Origin of the sequence: Nocardia sp. CC201C, from assembly GCF_030010695.1 — a bacterium.
Taxonomy (GTDB): domain Bacteria; phylum Actinomycetota; class Actinomycetes; order Mycobacteriales; family Mycobacteriaceae; genus Nocardia; species Nocardia otitidiscaviarum.
Genome location: NZ_JASCXP010000115.1, coordinates 1 through 17854 on the forward strand (window position 1 = coordinate 1; position 17854 = coordinate 17854).

The 17854-nt window shown below is 67.7% G+C and carries 17 protein-coding genes; 10 read left to right on the top strand and 7 right to left on the bottom strand.

Annotation, left to right across the window (positions count from 1 at the left end):
• From QK444_RS14495 to QK444_RS14505, 3 genes are all read right to left on the bottom strand, one after another.
• Positions 1–645: heparin-binding hemagglutinin (locus QK444_RS14495; protein WP_282780607.1), on the bottom strand; the 645-nt coding region annotated here is incomplete at its 3' end.
• Positions 642–1181, bottom strand: a complete 540-nt coding sequence (locus QK444_RS14500) for a helix-turn-helix transcriptional regulator (RefSeq protein WP_282780609.1) — start codon at positions 1179–1181, stop codon at positions 642–644. The genes QK444_RS14495 and QK444_RS14500, both read right to left, overlap by 4 nt.
• A 125-nt stretch (positions 1182–1306) precedes the next feature.
• The gene (locus tag QK444_RS14505; protein ID WP_282780636.1) at positions 1307–2560 is read right to left on the bottom strand and encodes a DUF445 family protein; all 1254 of its coding nucleotides are present in this window, start codon (positions 2558–2560) and stop codon (positions 1307–1309) included.
• Between the two features lie 236 nt (positions 2561–2796).
• On the opposite strand from QK444_RS14505, the gene QK444_RS14510 reads away from it, so the two are divergent.
• The 7 genes from QK444_RS14510 to QK444_RS14540 all read left to right on the top strand — a co-directional run bounded on the left by QK444_RS14510 (position 2797) and on the right by QK444_RS14540 (position 9838).
• Positions 2797–3489: a TetR/AcrR family transcriptional regulator gene (locus QK444_RS14510; RefSeq protein WP_051037801.1), complete on the top strand. Its 693-nt coding sequence runs from the start codon at positions 2797–2799 to the stop codon at positions 3487–3489.
• Positions 3490–3700: 211 nt separating this feature from the next.
• Entirely contained in the window at positions 3701–5146 is a 1446-nt protein-coding gene (locus QK444_RS14515; RefSeq protein WP_282780611.1) for an AarF/ABC1/UbiB kinase family protein, read from the top strand.
• A gap of 22 nt (positions 5147–5168) precedes the next feature.
• Positions 5169–6410, top strand: a complete 1242-nt coding sequence (locus tag QK444_RS14520) for a saccharopine dehydrogenase NADP-binding domain-containing protein (protein ID WP_282780613.1) — start codon at positions 5169–5171, stop codon at positions 6408–6410.
• Positions 6411–6681: 271 nt separating this feature from the next.
• Entirely contained in the window at positions 6682–7377 is a 696-nt protein-coding gene (locus QK444_RS14525; protein ID WP_282780616.1) for an ESX secretion-associated protein EspG, read from the top strand.
• 98 nt (positions 7378–7475) lie between these two features.
• Positions 7476–8327 (top strand): polyphosphate kinase 2 family protein, encoded by an 852-nt coding sequence (locus QK444_RS14530; protein WP_282780618.1) that lies wholly within the window; start codon positions 7476–7478, stop codon positions 8325–8327.
• A gap of 159 nt (positions 8328–8486) precedes the next feature.
• Positions 8487–9272 (top strand): thioredoxin domain-containing protein, encoded by a 786-nt coding sequence (locus QK444_RS14535; RefSeq protein WP_282780620.1) that lies wholly within the window; start codon positions 8487–8489, stop codon positions 9270–9272.
• The gene (locus tag QK444_RS14540) at positions 9269–9838 is read left to right on the top strand and encodes a vitamin K epoxide reductase family protein (protein WP_282780622.1); all 570 of its coding nucleotides are present in this window, start codon (positions 9269–9271) and stop codon (positions 9836–9838) included. Before QK444_RS14535 ends, QK444_RS14540 begins: the two co-directional genes overlap by 4 nt.
• On the opposite strand, the gene QK444_RS14545 is transcribed toward QK444_RS14540, so the two are convergent.
• A complete protein-coding gene (locus tag QK444_RS14545; RefSeq protein ID WP_282780624.1) occupies positions 9835–10929 on the bottom strand; it encodes a trypsin-like peptidase domain-containing protein in 1095 nt (364 codons plus the stop codon). The genes QK444_RS14540 and QK444_RS14545 overlap by 4 nt on opposite strands.
• 128 nt (positions 10930–11057) lie before the next feature.
• Here QK444_RS14545 and QK444_RS14550 point away from each other — a divergent pair, with 128 nt between their 5' ends.
• From QK444_RS14550 to QK444_RS14560, 3 genes are all read left to right on the top strand, one after another.
• The gene (locus QK444_RS14550) at positions 11058–12110 is read left to right on the top strand and encodes an NAD(P)-dependent alcohol dehydrogenase (RefSeq protein WP_282780626.1); all 1053 of its coding nucleotides are present in this window, start codon (positions 11058–11060) and stop codon (positions 12108–12110) included.
• Positions 12111–12184: 74 nt separating this feature from the next.
• Complete coding sequence (locus QK444_RS14555) at positions 12185–13396, top strand: AI-2E family transporter (protein ID WP_282780628.1); 1212 nt, start codon at positions 12185–12187, stop codon at positions 13394–13396.
• 129 nt (positions 13397–13525) lie between these two features.
• Positions 13526–13741 carry a hypothetical protein gene (locus tag QK444_RS14560; RefSeq protein ID WP_029926201.1) on the top strand — a complete coding sequence of 72 codons (216 nt, stop codon included), beginning with the start codon at positions 13526–13528 and terminating at the stop codon, positions 13739–13741.
• A gap of 132 nt (positions 13742–13873) precedes the next feature.
• Here QK444_RS14560 and QK444_RS14565 read toward each other — a convergent pair whose 3' ends face one another.
• The 3 genes from QK444_RS14565 to QK444_RS14575 form a co-directional block, all read right to left on the bottom strand.
• Positions 13874–14074: an antitoxin gene (locus QK444_RS14565; RefSeq protein ID WP_282780631.1), complete on the bottom strand. Its 201-nt coding sequence runs from the start codon at positions 14072–14074 to the stop codon at positions 13874–13876.
• Positions 14075–14258: 184 nt separating this feature from the next.
• Positions 14259–16577, bottom strand: coding sequence for a 5-methyltetrahydropteroyltriglutamate--homocysteine S-methyltransferase (metE, locus tag QK444_RS14570; protein ID WP_282780633.1), 2319 nt, complete (start codon positions 16575–16577; stop codon positions 14259–14261).
• Between the two features lie 168 nt (positions 16578–16745).
• Positions 16746–17618: a 3-hydroxybutyryl-CoA dehydrogenase gene (locus tag QK444_RS14575; RefSeq protein ID WP_282780635.1), complete on the bottom strand. Its 873-nt coding sequence runs from the start codon at positions 17616–17618 to the stop codon at positions 16746–16748.
• Positions 17619–17854: the final 236 nt, after the last annotated feature.

Below are 17854 nucleotides of genomic sequence, written 5' to 3' on the forward strand. Positions count from 1 at the left end.
GGGGGTGGCCTTCTTGGCCGGGGCCTTCTTGGCGGGTGCCTTCTTGGCCGGGGCCTTCTTGGCGGCCGGGGTCTCGGCGGGCTCGTCGGTCACCTTGACGACCTCGGCCTCGACGGTCTCCTCGAGCTCCTCGGCCTGCTCGGCCGCGCGGCCCAGCAGCGGGCCGACCTGGTCCTGCACCTTGCCCAGCACGTCCTCGGTGCGGGTCACCAGGTCGCTGTAGAAGCTCTCGACCTGCTCGAAGCGCTCCTCGAAGGTCGGGTTGGCGCGCAGCCGCTCGACCGTCTCCTCGCCGCGGGCGGCCAGGTCGGCGTACAGGTCGAGGACCTGGTGGTAGTACTGGTCGGCGAGGCGGCGCAGCTCCTCGGCGGTGAGCTTCTCGCGCAGCTCCGCGAGGTCGTCCGGCAGCTCGGAGGGCAGCGAGGACACCCGGGTGCGGATGGTCTCGATCTGCTCCTGCACATCGGCCGGCAGGTTGGCGAAGCGCTCGCGGGCCTCTTCCACGCGGCCGGACACGTCGGTGGCGGCGACCTGCTCGCGCACCTTCTCGACGATGTCCTTGACCTGCGCGTACACGGTGTCGCCCGCGCCGACGCCGGCGTACAGCGGCTTGGCTACGGCGGTGGGAAGCTTGGTTTCGGTCATGGTTGCTCGTTCTCCTGGCGTGGCGGAACTTCAGTGATGCGGTGCGGAACCTCGTTGTCCCTGTCTCCCCCGGGAACGCCCCCCTTGTGGTCCGTCGCGTCCCCTCGGTCCTCGTTCGCCGCGTTTTCCCGGCGGAACGATTCGTAGATGTCCAGGAGCACCTGTTTCTGGCGTTCGGTGATCGCCGTCTCGGCCAGCAGGGCATCCCGGACCGGGCTGTGCGGCCTCTGCTCGAGGTACCCGGCCCGCATGTACAAGACCTCCGAGGACACCCGCAGACCCTTCGCGATCTGTGCGAGCACCTCGGCGGACGGGTTGCGCAATCCACGCTCGATCTGGCTGAGGTACGGATTGCTCACCCCCGCCAGCGCGGCGAGCTGACGCAGGGAGACCTGCGCGGCCTCGCGTTGCGCCCGGATGAAGCCCCCGATGTCGTGCGCCGCGTTGGCTACGCGGCCCTTGGCATCGCCGCCGTCGTCGGACGTCTCCGGCGACGGGTCGATGTTCGGGTTGGGAACCTCGGGTTCCTGTGCCATCACTCACCTTCCGGCGGTTGTGGGGTCAATTCTAAGTCAGGGTGCTAGCTCTTGCAAGCACCCCTGCTAGCACCTATTCGGCAAACACTTGGCCGCCATATCTAGGCATTTGTCCAGTTTTGTCGTCAGCCTTGGAACAGCAGATGCGATATGGAATAAATCGCCAGGCCCGCGAGCGATCCCACCACCGTTCCGTTGATCCGGATGAATTGCAGATCGCGGCCCGCCTGCAATTCGATCTTCCGGCTGGCCTCCTCCGCATCCCAGCGGGCAACCGTGTCACTGACCAGCGTCGCGACCTCCTGGCCGTAGTTGGACACCAGATAACGGGTGCCCCGCTCGACCCAGCCATCGACGCGCTCGCTCATACCCGGCTCGTCCACCAGCCGCCGACCCAACTGCTGCACATTGTCGGCCACCTTGCGCCGCAGGGTGGAGTTCGGGTCCTCGGCCGACTCCAGGATCATCCGCTTGGCCGCCCGCCAGGTGGCATGCGCCATACCGGTGATCTCCTCCCGGCCCATCAGTTCCGACTTCACCCGTTCGGCCTTCTTGATCATCGCGTCGTCGAATTGGAGATCGTGCGCGAATTCGGAGAGGAACCGATTCGCCGCCTGCCGCACCTCATGATCCGGCTGCGAGCGCACCTTCCAGGTGAATTCCACCAACTCCCGATAGATCCGCTCGGCCAGCAGCGTGTTGACGAACTTCGGCGCCCAGCCCGGAGCGTCGCGTTCGACGATGCGGTCGATGGTCTCCTGGCTGCCCAGCGCCCACTGATGCGCCCGCTCGGCCAGCAGGTCCAGCAGCGGCTGCTGCCGGTTGTCGGCCAGCAGCTCGTCGAGCACCTTGCCGATCGGCGGCCCCCACAGCGGTTCGGCGATGCGCTTGACGATGGTGTGGTCGATGACCTGCTCGACATCCTCGTCGCGCAGCACGCCGATGACTGCCCGCAGAATGGTGGCCGACTCCTCCGCCACCCGTTCGGCATGCTCCGGATTCGCCATCCAGCGGCCCAGGCGCAGCGAGATCTGGGCCGAATTCACCTTCTCCGCCACCACGTCCGGGGACAGGAAGTTGGTGCGCACGAAATCACCGAGGCTCTCGCCGAGCTGATCCTTCTTCTTGCGGATGATGGCGGTGTGCGGAATCGGCAGGCCCAGCGGATGCCGGAACAGCGCCGTCACCGCGAACCAGTCGGCCAGCGCGCCGACCATGCCCGCCTCGGACGCGGCCCGCACATAACCGACCCAGTCGCCGCCCGCGCCACGCGACTCGGTCCAGCGGCAGAAGAGATAGATGATCGTCGCCACGGCCAGGAAGGCGGTGGCGACCAATTTCATCCGCCGTAGGTCGCGCGCCTTGCCCTCTTCGTCCATGAGGTCGGCGAAGGCCCCGGTCGGCGCGCTCTTCTTGGTCGGTTCGAGTACCCCGGTGCTGCCGGTGGGTTGCTCCATATGTTCCATTCTGCGGTGTCGCGCCGACTGCGCCCGGCTACCGGGCCGCGCCCGAACCGCGATATCGGGCGCATGCGAGGCTTAAGCTGAAGGGGACCAGCACCGGAACGCGAGCGAGGGAGTCGACGCTGACCACGAAGGAGACCGTGAGCGCCGCCATGGACACCACAGCGCGCCCCGGCCGCGTGGACGGCCGCAAGCGACGCTGGCAGCAGCACAAGATAGATCGACGCGAGGAACTCGTCGACGGGACCCTCGCCGCCATCCGCAAGCGCGGTGGCGATGTGGGCATGGACGAGATCGCCGCCGAGATCGGCGTGTCCAAAACCGTCCTGTACCGATACTTCTCGGACAAGCAGGATCTGACGCGGGCCACCATGGAGCGGTTCATCGAGACCACGCTCATGCCGCGCATCTACGAGGCCATCAGCGACGACCTCGACGAATATCAGCTGGTACGCAATACGCTCGCCGCCTACGTGCACACGGTGGACGCCGACACCGACGTCTACCGCTTCATCATGGGCAACGGGGCCTCCACCGACACCTCCACGCTCGCCGACTTCGAGAAGTTGTTCGCGCAGGTGGTGGCGGCGGTCATCACCGACAAGGCGATCGACCGGGAGGTCGATACGCGCGGGGCGATGCTGTGGGCGTACGTCCTCGTCGGCGGTGTGCAGCTGGCGACGGACTGGTGGGTCACCAATCGCACCATGTCGAGTGAGGAGATGCTCGACTACCTCACCATGATGGCGTGGAGCGCGATCGAGGGCATGATCCGCGCGGGCGGTTCGCGGGAGTGGTTCAACGCCCAGGAGCATGTGCTCCCGGATCCGGAAAACCGGGCCTGACGGGCCGATCCGGTTCCTGCCGACCGAACTTTCCACGGAGCGGAAATCCGCACGGCAACAATCCGCACCGAGGTAGTCCGTTCGGCAGACACACGGTGCTAGGCCGGATCGAGGCCCTTTGGTTAGTCTGATCAACGGCGGGCACGAGAGTGCGGGAACAGCCGCCGAGTCGGCACCAACGGGGGCGCCGACACCTTCTGGAGGGTCACCTATGGCGAAAGAGCTGCCCACATCCAGGCTGGCGCGGGGGACGAAGCTCGGTATGGCGGTCGCCGGTAATGCCTTGCGCGCACAGAAGACCCGGCGTTCCATGCGGGGGCGTTCGGAGGCCGTCCGCGCCCGGATGGCCGAGGAGTCCATGATCCGGGCCACCGAACAGATGGTGATGGTGCTGGGCACCATGAAGGGCGTCGCCATGAAACTCGGGCAGATGCTCTCGGTGCTCGACCTGGATCTGGTGCCGCCCGAACACCGCGACCGCTTCCAGCGCCGCCTCGCCGTGCTGCGCGACAGCGCGCCCACCGTGGACTTCGACGTCATGCGCGCGGTCATCGAGGAGGACTACGGCAAACCGCTCGACCAGGTTTTCGCCACCTTCGAGCCGGAACCGATCGCCGCCGCCTCCATCGGACAGGTGTACCGCGCCACCCTGCACGACGGCCGCACCGTGGCGGTGAAGGTCCAGTACCCGGGTATCGACGCGGCCGTGCGCGCGGATCTGAAGAATCTGGCCATGTTTCGCCGCGTCCTGCAGTCGGCCATGCCCTGGGTGACGCCCGCGGTCCTGGACGAGCTGCGGCTGAATCTGGAGAGCGAACTCGACTACGTCGCCGAGGCCGATACCCAGCGCGAGATCGCGCGGCTGTTCGCGGGGCATCCGTTCATCGTCGTACCCGACACCATGCCGGAGCTGTCCACCACCCGGGTGCTGGTGAGCGAGTACTTCGCGGGCCGCGGCTTCGACGAGATCCGGCAGCTGCCCGATGCCGAGCGCAATCGCATCGGCGAGATCATCTACCGCTTCTACGTGGGTTCGCTGTTCACCTTCAACGAATTCTGCGGCGATCCGCATCCGGGCAATCTGCTGCTCGGCGATGACGGGCGGGTCGCCTTCCTCGATTTCGGGCTGTTCAACCGGATGGATCCCGAGCACGTCCAGTTCGAGATCACCTGCATCCGCGCCGCCGCCGAGGAGCGCGCGGAGGATCTGCGTGACCTCATGGTGCAGCGTGGCGTGATCGAGTCACCCGAGGAGATAACGCCCGAGGAGTGCCTGGAATACGTGCTGGCGGCCTGCGAGTGGGCGCTCATCGACCAGGAGTTGACCATCACGCCCGAGCTGGCCTCCGGGGCGTTCGTGCTCGCGGTGGATCCGCGGGCCAGTGAGTTCGCGGGGATGAAACAGCAGAATCTGCCGCCGGAGCACCTGTTCTCGCGGCGCGCGGATTTCCTCACCTTCGGCATGCTCGGGCAGTTGGAGGCCACCAACAACTGGCACCGCATCGCCCGCGAATGGCTCTACGACGACGAACCGGTCACCGACCTGGGCAAGGCGCATCACGCCTGGCTGGCGACCCGCCCCGCGCCGGAGCCGAAATCGAAGGGCGCGCCCGCCAAGAAGAAGACCACCCGCAAACGCACCACCACCAAGGCGTGAACCGCCGCATGAGGAGAAGGCAATGGCCGATCGGGAATTCGACCTCGTACTGTTCGGGGCGACCGGCTTCGTAGGAAAACTGACCGCGGAATATCTCGCCCAGGCCGCGCCCGCGGGCGCGCGCATCGCGCTGGCGGGCCGTTCGGAAGCGAAGCTGGCGGCGGTGCGCGCCGAACTCGGTGCGGCCGCAGCGGACTGGCCGCTGGTGATCGCGGATTCGTCGGATCAGGCATCGCTGGACGCGCTGGCCGCGCGCACCAAGGTGGTGGTGACCACGGTCGGCCCGTACCTGCGCTACGGTCTGCCGCTGGTGCAGGCGTGCGCCGAGAACGGCACGCACTACGCCGATCTCACCGGTGAGCCGCTGTTCATCCGCGAATGCATCGACCGCTTCGGCGACAAGGCCGCCGAGACCGGTGCGAAGATCGTGAATTCCTGTGGCTACGACTCGATTCCGTCGGATCTGAGCGTGTACCAGCTGTACCGGCGCAGCGTCGCGGACAATACCGGCGAGCTGACCGACACCACGCTGGTGGCGTGGCTCAAGGGCGGAATGAGCGGCGGCACGGTGGATTCCGGGCGGGCCATGATGGAGGCCATCGCGGCCGACCCGGCCAAGGCGTCGATCATGTCGCATCCGTATTCGCTCAGCCCGGACAAATCCCTGGACCCCGATGTGGGCCGCCAGACCGATCAGGCGCTGGCCCGGGCGTCGAGCATCGATCCCAGCCTGGACGGCTGGGTGGCGACCTTCGTGATGGCCGCGCACAACACCAAGGTGGTGCGCCGCAGCAACGGCCTGCTCGGCTGGCCGTACGGCAAGAACTTCCGCTACCGGGAGGTCATGAGCGTCGGATCGTCCACCACCGCACCGCTGGTGGCCGCCGGGGTCGCGGGCGGCATCGTGGCGACCATGGCCGCGGGCGCGGTGCTGTCGCGCGTCGCGATGGGGCGCAGGCTGCTCGACCGCATGGTGCCCAAGCCCGGCACCGGACCGAGCGAAAGCGCCCGCCGCAGTGGGTGGTTCACCATGCGCACCTTCGCGCACACCACCTCCGGGGCGAAATACGTGTGCACCTTCGCCGGTCAGGGCGATCCGGGCTATCAGGCCACCTCGGTCATGCTCGGGCAGTCGGGGCTGGCGCTGGCCTTCGACACACTGCCGGAGATCGCCGGAATCCTCACTCCCGCTTCGGCCATGGGTGACGCGCTCACCGAGCGGCTGCGCGCCGCCGGGATGACCGTCGAGGTCGAGACCGCCTGATCCGGCGGCGCCTCCGCATGCGGGGGCGCCGCCCGCGGGACGACCGCGCTTCCGTCTGCCGCGCGGTATCCAAAATGGATATCCAAAATCGGAATCCATAGTGGGCCAGGTCACATTCGAGCAACTTCCGGATCCACACACCGATTCGGGAGCTCCGGTAGGGTCCCCAGCGGGACGCAGGGGTGCTCGCAGAAAGGGGAACGCCCTACATGTCCGCATCGGACGTCGGGAATCGCTCGGCACATCCCGGCTACCAGGGGGAACGCCTGCCGTGAACACCAAATGGCTGCTGACTCCCGAGGAGTTCAGCCTGATCTGGACCCGGGAGACCCGACAGGACCGCCGCCCCTATCCGCTGCACACCATCCCCACGCCCGAAACCCCGGATACCGCACAGCGTTTGCGGCACCGGTTCCTGCGCCGCACCGATCCGGAACTCACGGCCGCCCTCATGCTGTGCGCCCGCTCCGACGCCACCACCGTCACCCTGTTCGGCGAGCGGACCGCGGGTCCGGCCGTCCGCGCCTTCGCCGCGGTGGCGCAGCAGCGCGCCGGAGTGCTGATCGGCCTGCCGGACGCCGTGAGCGTCATGGTGTGCCCGGCCGAGCGCCTGGGCCGGGAGCTGGTGGAGGCCGTCGGCTCCGCACCGGCCGGTCGCCTCGCCCCGTTGCGGGAACCCCAGGACGCGGTGCTGCGCGATGCGGGCGGCCATCGCTGCGCCGAACACGAAACCCGGGGTGACGCAGCCCTTTTCCGCCGCAAACTGAACGAGCCGGTGGACGGGCGCGGTTTCATCACCGTGTCGGTGGCTCCGGCCAATCCGCTGTCCCCGCCCACCCGGCATCGCACCTGGCTGGACTTCTCCGACGACGGCCGCTATCTGCTCACCACCGATGCCGACCTGACGCTGACCCCGGTGAACGATGAGGACTTCGCCGCCGCGCTCATGCACATGGCTCGGCTGTGAATCCTCCGGTTCCGGCGACAAGCGGGTGAACGCTTGGCAACGGGTGGATTTCGGCGAGTCCGCCACGCGGGGCCATCCCGCCGTGCTACATCTCAGAGATGGCGAAGTCGACTACCTGGTCTGTTCCGGTGACCAAGGCCCTGCGGGCGAACGGTACGAAGGTCAAGAAATTCGACACCTCGGCCACCCCCGGCTTCAAGGGCGACAAGAAGGCCGGGGAGAAACTGCTCGCCGAGCGGGCCGTGGTGCTCTCCGATCTCCAGGAACGCCTGTACGCCAACGGCCGATCCGGCGACCAGCGCAGCGTCCTGCTGGTCCTGCAGGGCATGGACACCGCGGGCAAGGGCGGCATCGTCCGGCACGTCATCGGCTCGGTCGATCCGCAGGGCGTCGACCACGCCGCCTTCGGCGTGCCGACCGAGATCGAGCGCAAACACCACTACCTGTGGCGCATTCGCAAGGCGCTGCCCCGCCCCGGCCAGATCGGCGTCTTCGACCGCTCGCACTACGAGGACGTGCTCGTGGTGCGCGTCCACGAACTGGTCCCGCCGGAGGTGTGGGGCAAACGCTATGACGAGATCAACAAATTCGAGCGCAAGGTGGTCGACGGCGGCACCACGATCATCAAGGTCGCCATGTTCGTCTCGCTCGACGAGCAGCGCAAGCGCCTCATGCAGCGCCTCGAACGCACCGACAAGTATTGGAAGTTCAACCCGGCCGATATCGACGAACGCGCCTACTGGCCCGCCTATCAGGAGGCGTACCAGGCCGTTCTGGACCGGACGAATACCGAGTACGCGCCCTGGCATCTGCTGCCCGCCGATCACAAGTGGTATTCGCGCCTGGCCGTCACCGAATTGCTCATCGACGCCCTCCAGGGCCTGAAGCTGGAATGGCCGCCCGCGAATTTCGATATCGAGGAGCAGAAGCGCCGACTGCTGAAGTCCTGACGCGCTGCCTACCAGGATCTCGCGTACCAGGAATCTCTCAGGTTCACCCGCCATGATGGCGCTCGTGTGTGTCTGGTCGCGGCCGTCAGCGGTCACGCAAATCTCGCGGTCCCGGCCGTACGATGCAGGCGCAGGGGTCCGAGGCGACAGAAAGGCGTGGTGAACGCACAGGTGAGCAAGCAGGATCTTCGGAAGAACCCGCTCGCGGCGGCGCAGCGGTCCGACCGCAATCGCAAGATCGCCATTCAGGTGGTGGTGGCCGCCGTGCTGGTGGGCCTGGTCGCGGCGATCATCATCGGCATCGCCATGGGCCGGGAGGACAAAAACGAATCCACGGCCTTCAACCCGACGCTCGGCTTCGATTCCAGCCAAGGCGCGGTGCCGCCGAACCTCACCCCGGGTGGCGCCATTCGGGTCGGTGACGCCGACGCCAAGGTGAAGATCCAGGTGGTCGCGGACCCGCAGTGCCCGGCCTGCGCCATGTTCGAGAAGGCCAACGGCGAGGTGCTGGAGCAGTCGGTGACCGACGGCACCGCCGCGGTGGAGTACAACATCATCTCGTTCCTGGACCGCGCCTCCAGCAACCAGTACTCCTCGCGCGCCGCCAATGCGGCGTACGTGGTGGGCACCACCGATCCGTCGAAGTTCCAGGGGTTCCTGGCGAAGCTGTTCGCCGCGCAGACCCCCGAAGGCGGCGGCCCCGGCCTCACCGATGATCAGCTGATCGAGATCGCGACCTCGGCCGGTTACACCGATCCCGCTGTGGCGCAGGCCATTCGGGACAACAAGTACGCCGCCTTCGTGCAGGCCGAGACGCAGGCCGTCTTCGACGCGGGGGTCAAGTCGACGCCGTCGGTGTACGTGAACGGTGAGCAGGTGCAGACCCAGCAGGAGTTGATGACCGAGGGCGGGCTGCGACCGGTGATCGAGGCCGCGGCGAAGTGATCATCACGGCTACGCCCAAGGCCGCCTGGGCGCTGTTGATCGGCGGCCTGGCGGGCTGGATCGCGTCGATCGTGCTGACGGTCGACAAGTTCAAGCTGCTCACCGATCCCGGGTTCAAGCCGCTGTGCAGTATCGACCAGGTGGTGGCCTGCACCACCGTCATCGAATCGGATCAGGCCTCCGCCTTCGGTTTTCCCAACCCGCTCATCGGCATCGTCGGCTTCTCCGTGGTGGTGACGCTGGCGGTGCTGGGCATCGCCGGAATCGGCTTCCCGCGCTGGTTCTGGGGTGGCCTGTGGTTCGGGCTGGTGCTGGGCATGGTGTTCATCGGCTGGCTGATCTTCCAGGCGGCGTACCGGATTCACGCCATGTGCCCGTGGTGCATGGTGGTGTGGGCGGCCACGCCGGTGCTGCTGGCCGTCACCACCGGGCAGCTGTTCGAGCGGTCCCGGGGAATGCTGCAGATCGTGGTGGAGTGGCGGTGGACCGTGGTCGCCGTCTACTACGCCGTGGTGGTGCTGATCCTGTTCCTCCAGTTCCAGGACTACTGGCTGGATCTGGTCTAGTTCGGCGGCCCGGCGCTCAGCGTCACGTATACCGTGCGCTGTCCGTCGGGTCCCGTCAGGTCCAGGCGCACAACGTCGTTCGGCTTCCGCATATTCAGGGCGGCGCGCAGCGCCTTGCCGGTGGCGATGCGCTGGCCGTCCACCGCGACGATGACCTCTCCCTCGGTGAGACCCGCCGCATGGGCGGGAAGTCCGTGAATGGCGAGCTCGATGCGCGCGCCGCCGCCGCGGTCGTCTTTGGTGAGAACGCCGAGAGTGGCGGTCGGTCCGACCTGTACGGTGTCGGTGGAAGTGCCGGAACGGATCTGCCGCACCACGGCCATGGCGTCGTCGATGGGCACGGCGTAGCCGCTCGGGTCCCGGCCGAGCAGCTCCCGCACCTCCCCCGATGCGGCGGTGACCACGCCGACCACCGCCCCGTACCGGTCGACCAGCGCGCCGCCCGACTGCCCCGCGCTCACCGCGCCCGCGATCTCGATCATGCCGGTCAGGTTCTTGCGGGACAGGTCGGCCGAATCCCGGGCCACGATGGCGCTGTCCAGACCGGTGATGGTGCCGCCCACGGCGGTCGGTGCACCGGTGCCGCCCGCATTGCCGATGGCGAGCACCTCGTCACCGATCCGCAGTGGAGCCGAACTGCCGAGGCGCGCGACTGGCAGCGCGTCCGCGCCGGACAACCCCAGCAGTGCGATATCCGCGCTCGAGTCGTAGCCGAGCACGGTGGCCGGGTACACCGCGCCGGTGCCGATATCGGTGACCCGCACGCTCTCCGCGCCCTTGATGACGTGATGGCTGGTGAGCACCTGACCGTCCGCGGTGAGTACGATGCCCGATCCGGCGGCCCCGAGCCCGAAGGGCCGCACACTCGCGTTCACATTGACCAGTGCGGGCTCGACCACCTGCGAGACCACCGTGGCGTCCAGCGGCGGCAGCGGCGGACCGAGCAGGCTGTGCTCGACGGCATCGGCTCGGAATGGCCAGCGGGGCAGCTCCCCCTGGTAGCCGAGCAGCGCACCGACGGCCAGGACGGCGGCGACCACCAGCGCGAGGAACCGTCCGGCCCCGGTTCGCTCCCGTTCCCGTTCGTGCATCGCCACCCGCCTCCTGTGTGCCCGTGGGCCCGGCGTTTGTACTTCCAGTAGTACCAGCACAGCGCACCGGGGTGACATAACAGACGAAAGGTTGGCTCATCGTGGCATGCGGGAGTAGGCATGTAGCTATGACCACAGCTGCCGCCTATGCCGTTTCCGCACCGGATGGCCACTTCGAGAAGGTCGCCATCGAACGCCGTGAACTCGGCCCGCACGACGTGCTGATCGATATCGAATACGCGGGTATCTGCCACTCCGATATCCACACCGCCCGCGACGAATGGGGCGGTGCGAAGTATCCGTGCGTGCCCGGCCACGAGATCGCGGGCCATGTCGCGGCGGTCGGCTCGGCCGTGACCAAGTTCCAGGTCGGCGACCGAGTGGGCGTGGGCTGCATGGTGGATTCCTGCGGGAAGTGCGAACCCTGTCTGGCCGGGGAGGAGCAGTACTGCGTCCCCGGCGCGACCATGACCTACAACACGCCCGTGCCGGAGGAGTTCCAGCCGGGCGGATACACCCTCGGCGGGTACTCGACCCAGATCGTGGTGACCGAGAGCTTCGTGGTGTCGATTCCGGAGGGCATCGGGCTCGATGTGGCCGCGCCGCTGCTGTGCGCGGGCATCACGCTGTTCTCCCCGCTGCGGCACTGGAACGCCGGTCCCGGCAAGCGCGTCGCCATCATCGGCATGGGCGGGCTCGGGCATGTCGGGGTGAAGATCGCGGCCGCCATGGGCGCGGAGGTCACCGTGCTCAGCCATTCGCTGAGCAAGGAGGCCGACGGGCGCACGTTCGGCGCGCACCACTACTACGCCACCAGCGACAAGCAGACCTTCCGCGACCTGCGCAGCCACTTCGACCTGATCATCAATACGGTGTCGGCCGATCTGCCCATCGACAGCTACCTCAAGCTGCTGCGCCTGGACGGCACGCTGGTGATCCTGGGCCTGCCCGAGAACCCGCTCCAGGTCAAACCGTTCACCATCGCGGGCTACCGGCGCTCGCTGGCGGGCTCCATGATCGGCGGCATCGCGCAGACCCAGGAGATGCTGAACTTCTGCGCCGAGCACGGCATCGGCGCGGAGATCGAGACCATTTCCGCCGACCGGATCGACGAGGCGTACGAGCGGGTCGTCGCCAGCGATGTGCGCTATCGCTTCGTGATCGATACGGCCACCATGTGAGCTCCGCCGACCGGCGGATGACACGCGGCGGTCCGCGCCGCCACTGACACCGGTTCACGGCTACGTTGGCCGTTGTGTCCGACCATGAAGGTGTGCCCGAGCAGGCAGGCCGTCCGCCCGAGAGTGGCGACGAGACCGCGCGTGTCCCCGTCTCCTCCGTGCTGCCGGGGTGGCTGCCGCGAGCGTATCTGCTCGCGGCGGTCACGGTGGCGGCGCTGGTCATCACCTTCTGGATGTTGCAGCAGCTCAAGGGGCTGCTGACGATTCTGGTCGTCTCGCTGTTCCTGGCCTTCGCCATCGAACCGGCGGTGAACTGGCTGGCGGCGCGCGGCTGGAAGCGCGGACCCGCCACCGGGGTGGTGTTCCTGGGCGTGCTGGTGGTGTTGGTCAGTTTCGTCTGGACGCTGGGCGAACTGGTGGTCGAGCAGGTGTCGTCGCTGGTCGACAATGCGCCGCAGTTCGCCGATGACGCGGTCAACTGGATCAATTCGACCTTCCACACCGACTATTCGGGTACCGATATCCAGCGCAAGGCCGCCGAGATGAGCACCTCGCTGGAGAAGTACGTGGTCGGGCTGGCCGGGGATGTGTGGGGTATCGGCACCACCGCCGTCGGTGTGCTGTTCCAGGCCCTGGGCGTCCTGCTGTTCACCTACTATTTCGCCGCCGACGGGCCGCGGTTCCGCAACGCGGTGTGCTCGCTGCTGCCGCCGCAGAAGCAGAAGCATGTGCTGCGCGCGTGGGATATCGCGGTGGAGAAGACCGGCGGATATCTGTACTCCCGGGCGCTGCTCGCCCTCGCCTCGACGCTCGCGCACTACGCGGCCATGCGGGTGCTCGATCTGCCCTCGGCGTTCGCGCTGGCGCTGTGGGTGGGCGTGGTCTCCCAGTTCATTCCGACGGTGGGCACCTACCTGGCGGGTGCGCTGCCGGTGATCGTCGCCCTGGCGCAGAGTCCGCGCACGGCGCTGTGGATACTGCTGTTCATCGTGCTGTACCAGCAGTTCGAGAACTATGTGCTGCAACCGCGGATCACGGCGACCACGCTGGACATGCATCCGGCGGTGGCCTTCGGGGCGGTGCTGGCGGGCGCGGCCCTGTTCGGCGCGACCGGGGCGCTGCTGGCCATTCCGGTGACGGCGACGGCGCAGGCGTTCATCGGCGCCTACATCCGGCGGTACGAGGTGAACGAGCCGACGGATTCACTGAAAACCGGTGGTGCGCAGCGCAAACCGTGGCGGGAACGGCTACGGCGGCCGCATCCGGCTCCCGCGCGGAAGGACTGAGCCCGAATGTCGGCACGGATACACAAGCAGCGTTCAGACGCCGACAGACCCGAGCGCCGTTTCCCCGGAACATGGTGTGCACCGACGGAGGCCACCTCCGGCACCGTCACCGACGAAACGGAGCACCCGATGTCCCTGACCGCCAAGCGCATCGCCATCGCCCTCGCCACCACCGCCGCCGCCCTCACCTCGACCGCGGGCATCGCCGCCGCCGACCACGGCGACCGCAACGACCGCGGCTACCACTACTACTGCGACCGGGACAGCCGCGGCTACGACCGCGACTACTGCTGGAAGCACTACGGCGAGTGGGGCCACGACCACAAGCACAACGGCGGCTACTGAGCCCGCGCATGCGCCCGCACCCGGCCGGACCGACGGTCCCGGCGACGGCCGCTCCGGCGGCGCGAACGGCGGTGCGGCGGTAGCGAACCCGGCGGCAACGCGGCCGCCGGTCGCTCAGCGTCGAGCACCTCGCTACGGCTTGCCCGCCTGTTCGCGCAGCGCCTTCTTCGCCGCCTCCTGCGCCGTATCGACCTGCGACGCGTACTTGCCGCCGGTCTTCTGGTCGATCACATCCCCCGCCTTGTCCACCACCGGCTCCAGCTTGTCTGCATGCTGCGCCGCCAGATCGGCGGCCTTCCCCGCGGCATCCTTCAAGTTGTCGAACAATCCCATGTCGCCTCCTACCTCGAAAACGTGCCAGAGCAGGCTAACCCGCGCATGCCGCCGCGGCGCGCACCTCGCTGCACCTCGCAACGGTGACCTTGACCTCGAGTGCACTCGAGCTTCTAGGTTCGCACCCGCGGGCGGAGGCTGTGTCGACGCGACCCCGCTCCGTGCGCCGCTCGGCTGTCCGTGCCTACGCGGATTTCTCCGCGGCGGCGGCCTCCGCGCGGCGGCGGACGCGGCGGGCCGCGGCGACCAGGTTGCGCAGAGACGGATCCAGCTGCCAGTGGTGGCGGGTCTTCAGGCCGCCGTCCGGATTTGCCCAGAGGCGCTGGGGTGTCACGGCTTCCGCGGCGGCGGAGAGCAGTTCGTCCAGCTCGTCGATATCGGGGATGCGGGCGGAGCGGCTTTCGTAGACACCGGGGCCGACACCGTGGGACAGGCCCACCCCCTCGGCACAGTCCTCCTTCAGCGCGTTGAGCACCCATTCGATGGAGCGGGTGGCCACGATGGCGGTGACGTCGGCGTCGAGTTCGTCGATGGCCGCGACCACGTCCTCACGGCTGGAATAGCCGATGTGGGTGTGGATCTGGGTTTCCGGCTTGACGCCGGAGGTGGCCAGCTTGAACGCGCCGACCGCCCAGCGCAGGTACTCGGGGCGGCCCTTCGGGCGCAGCGGCAGCAGTTCGCGGATGGACGGCTCGTCCACCTGGATGATGGCGATCCCGGCCTTCTCCAGATCCACGACCTCGTCCCGGATGGCGAGCGCCACCTGGTCCGCCGTCTCGTACAGCGGCTGGTCCTGGCGCACGAACGAACGCGCCAGCATCGTGACCGGGCCGGTGACCATGCCCTTGACCGGCTTGTCGGTGAGCGACTGCGCGTAGCTGATCCACTCCACCGACATGGGCTTCGGCCGTGCCACATCGCCGTACAGGATCGGCGGTCGCACGCAGCGTGATCCGTACACCTGCACCCAACCGAAGTGGGTGGTGGCGAAGCCGTCGAGCAGCTCCGCGAAGTACTGGATCATGTCGTTGCGCTCGTGCTCACCGTGCACCAGCACGTCGAGACCGATGTCCTCCTGCAACCGGATGGTGGACTCGATCTCGGCCTCGATGCGCTTGCGGTACTCCTCGTAGGACAGTCGCCCCTGGCCGAGGTCGTAGCGCGCCTGGCGAATCGCGGTGGTCTGCGGGAAGGACCCGAGCGTGGTGGCGGGCACCAGCGGCAGGTTCAGCCGCTCCTGCTGGGCCACGCGGCGGATCTCGTACGGCTCGCGCTCGCGCATATCCGGGGTGATGTTGTAGACCCGGTGCCGCACCGCGTGCTTCTGCTTGAAGTGCACCTCACGCGGACGCTTGCGCCACTTCTCCGACGGACCCTCGGTAAGCGCCTTCGCCAGCGAAACCACTTCCAGCACCTTCTGTTTCGCGAAGGCCAGGCGCTCGGCCACATGCTCTTCCAGCTCGTATTCCACGAGCAGGTCGTAGGGCACGTGCAGCAGCGTGGTGCCGGTGGAGACCACCAGATCCGGGCACACCTTGGAGATGGCGTTGAGGTATTCCAGCGTCACGTAGCGGTCGGCGCGCCACACATTGGTGCCGCTGATGACGCCCGCGTACAGCCGCTTGCGTTGAATGCCGGGGATTTTCGCGAGTTCGTCGGGCGTGATCCGGTAGCTGGCCAGATCGAGGCCGATGGCCTCCACCTTGGTGCGCGCCAGAATCTCCAGCGCTTCCCCGAAATCGCCGTACTGTCCGGTCACCAGCAGCCGCGGCCGCAGCGGCGCCTTGGACAGCCGCTCATAGGTCTTCTCGAACAGTTCCAGCGTGGACGGCGAGCGCTCGCTGGTGAAGCACGGCTCGTCGAGCTGCACGCAGGTCGCGCCGCGCTTGGCGAGCACCTCGAACAGCTCCTCGTACACCGGCAGCAGCCGGTCCAGCAGCTCCAGCTTGTCGAATTCGGTCTCGCCGGGCACATGTCCGGTCTTGGACAGCAGCAGCAGCGACAGCGGGCCGAGCACGACCGGCCGCAGTTCGATGCCGTGCTCCTTGGCGCGGTCGAACTCGTCGAGCAGCGCCTCGGGGTGCAGTGAGAACCGGGTGTCGGCGTCCAGTTCGGGCTGCCGGTAGTGGTACTGGGTGTTGAGCAGGCGCACCAGTTCCAGCGGCGGCAGGTCCGGGCGGCCGCGCGCCATCAGGAAGTAGAAGTCGAGCGGGTGCAGTTCCTCGCGATACGCCTCGAACCGCTTCGGCACCGCGCCGAACAGCAGCGCGTTGTCGAGGATGTGGTCGTAGTAGGAGAAGGTGTTGCCGGGGACCTGGGTGAGTCCGGTGGCGGCCAGCTCGAGGAACTGGCTCTCCTGGATCTCCCGCCCGACCGCGAGCAGCTCGTCGCGGGACGATGTGCCGTGCCAGTACGACTCCAAGGCCCGCTTGAGCTCCCGGTGCGGCCCGATACGCGGGTAACCCAGAATGCTGGATCCGAAGCCGTCGGTGACATTCACCATGAGCGGGACACTCCTTCCAAGCTGCGGTCCGAAACGACCTCTTTGCAGCTTATGCCCGGTGACAGGTGACGCCGCCACAAACTGTGACGGCGTACTCGTGGAGAGGGTGACGCCGGGCGCTCACGCACCGGGTCGATGCGTGAGCGCGAGCGCCGATCACGTTCTAGCTCAGCGGTTGTTGTACTGGTAGAAACCCGCCCCGGCTTTCTTGCCGAGGAGTCCGGCCTCGACCATGCGCATGAGCAGCGGGGGCGCGCTGTAGAGCGGCTCCTTGAACTCGGCGTACATGGAGTCGGCGATGGACTTCACGGTGTCCAAGCCCACCAGGTCGGTCAGCGCCAGCGGCCCCATGGGGTGGGCGCAGCCGAGCACCATGGCCTTGTCGACGTCTTCCTTGGTGGCGAAACCGGATTCGACCATGCGGATGGCCGAGAGCAGGTACGGCACCAGCAGCGCGTTGACCACGAAGCCGGAGCGGTCGGCGGAGCGCACGACCTGCTTGCCGAGCACGTCGGAGGCGAACGCCTCGGCGCGCTTGGAGACCGAATCGCTGGTCTTGAGGGTGGTGACGAGTTCGACGAGCGGCAGCACCGGCACCGGGTTGAAGAAGTGCATGCCCACGACCCGCTCGGGGTTGTTGGTGGCCACGGCGATCTTCATGATCGGGATGGAGGAGGTGTTGGAGGCCAGCACCGCGTTGGGGTCGGTGACGACCTTGTCCAGTTCGGCGAAGATGGCGGTCTTCACGTCCTCGTTCTCCAGCACGGCCTCGACCACCAGCTGGCGGTCGGCGAAGTCGCCGAGGTCGGAGGTGAAGCGCAGGCGCCAGGCGGCCTGCTCGCGCTCCCGCTCGGTGATCTTGCCGCTGGAGACGCCGCGATCCAGGGACCGCAGGATGCGGGCGCGGCCCGCGGCGGCCAGCTCTCGGGTCTGTTCGAACACGAGCACATCGACGTGTGCCCGGGCGCAGACCTCCGCGATGCCCGCGCCCATCTGTCCGGCGCCGATGACTCCGACGCGCTGAATCTTCTCGCTGCTCACGTCCCGCTCCGTTCCGCCTCCCCGCAACTGCTGCGGGCGGCTGATTGCGATTGCCTGCCGGATACCGCGCCTCCACGGTGCCCGAGAGTCAAGCTGTGTGAAGGCGTCGGACTGATGATGACCCTGCGCCTTCTTAAGGTCTTTCGCTATCCAGTTATAGGTAAATGCCCTCCCCGCCGGGGCTGTCGACGGGAAGGGCGGGGAACTCCGTCGGGGGGTAGTGGGGTACCCCCCCG

Excerpts from the sequence above, each read along its gene's own strand:
- QK444_RS14550 (WP_282780626.1), top strand. The coding sequence starts at position 11,058 with ATGACCACAGCTGCCGCCTATGCCGTTTCCGCACCGGATGGCCACTTC.
- QK444_RS14530 (WP_282780618.1), top strand. The coding sequence starts at position 7,476 with ATGGCGAAGTCGACTACCTGGTCTGTTCCGGTGACCAAGGCCCTGCGG.
- QK444_RS14505 (WP_282780636.1), bottom strand. The coding sequence starts at position 2,560 with ATGGACGAAGAGGGCAAGGCGCGCGACCTACGGCGGATGAAATTGGTC.
- metE (WP_282780633.1), bottom strand. The coding sequence starts at position 16,577 with ATGGTGAATGTCACCGACGGCTTCGGATCCAGCATTCTGGGTTACCCG.
- QK444_RS14515 (WP_282780611.1), top strand. The coding sequence starts at position 3,701 with ATGGCGAAAGAGCTGCCCACATCCAGGCTGGCGCGGGGGACGAAGCTC.
- QK444_RS14545 (WP_282780624.1), bottom strand. The coding sequence starts at position 10,929 with ATGCACGAACGGGAACGGGAGCGAACCGGGGCCGGACGGTTCCTCGCG.
- QK444_RS14565 (WP_282780631.1), bottom strand. The coding sequence starts at position 14,074 with ATGGGATTGTTCGACAACTTGAAGGATGCCGCGGGGAAGGCCGCCGAT.
- QK444_RS14520 (WP_282780613.1), top strand. The coding sequence starts at position 5,169 with ATGGCCGATCGGGAATTCGACCTCGTACTGTTCGGGGCGACCGGCTTC.
- QK444_RS14510 (WP_051037801.1), top strand. The coding sequence starts at position 2,797 with ATGGACACCACAGCGCGCCCCGGCCGCGTGGACGGCCGCAAGCGACGC.
- QK444_RS14560 (WP_029926201.1), top strand. The coding sequence starts at position 13,526 with ATGTCCCTGACCGCCAAGCGCATCGCCATCGCCCTCGCCACCACCGCC.
- QK444_RS14500 (WP_282780609.1), bottom strand. The coding sequence starts at position 1,181 with ATGGCACAGGAACCCGAGGTTCCCAACCCGAACATCGACCCGTCGCCG.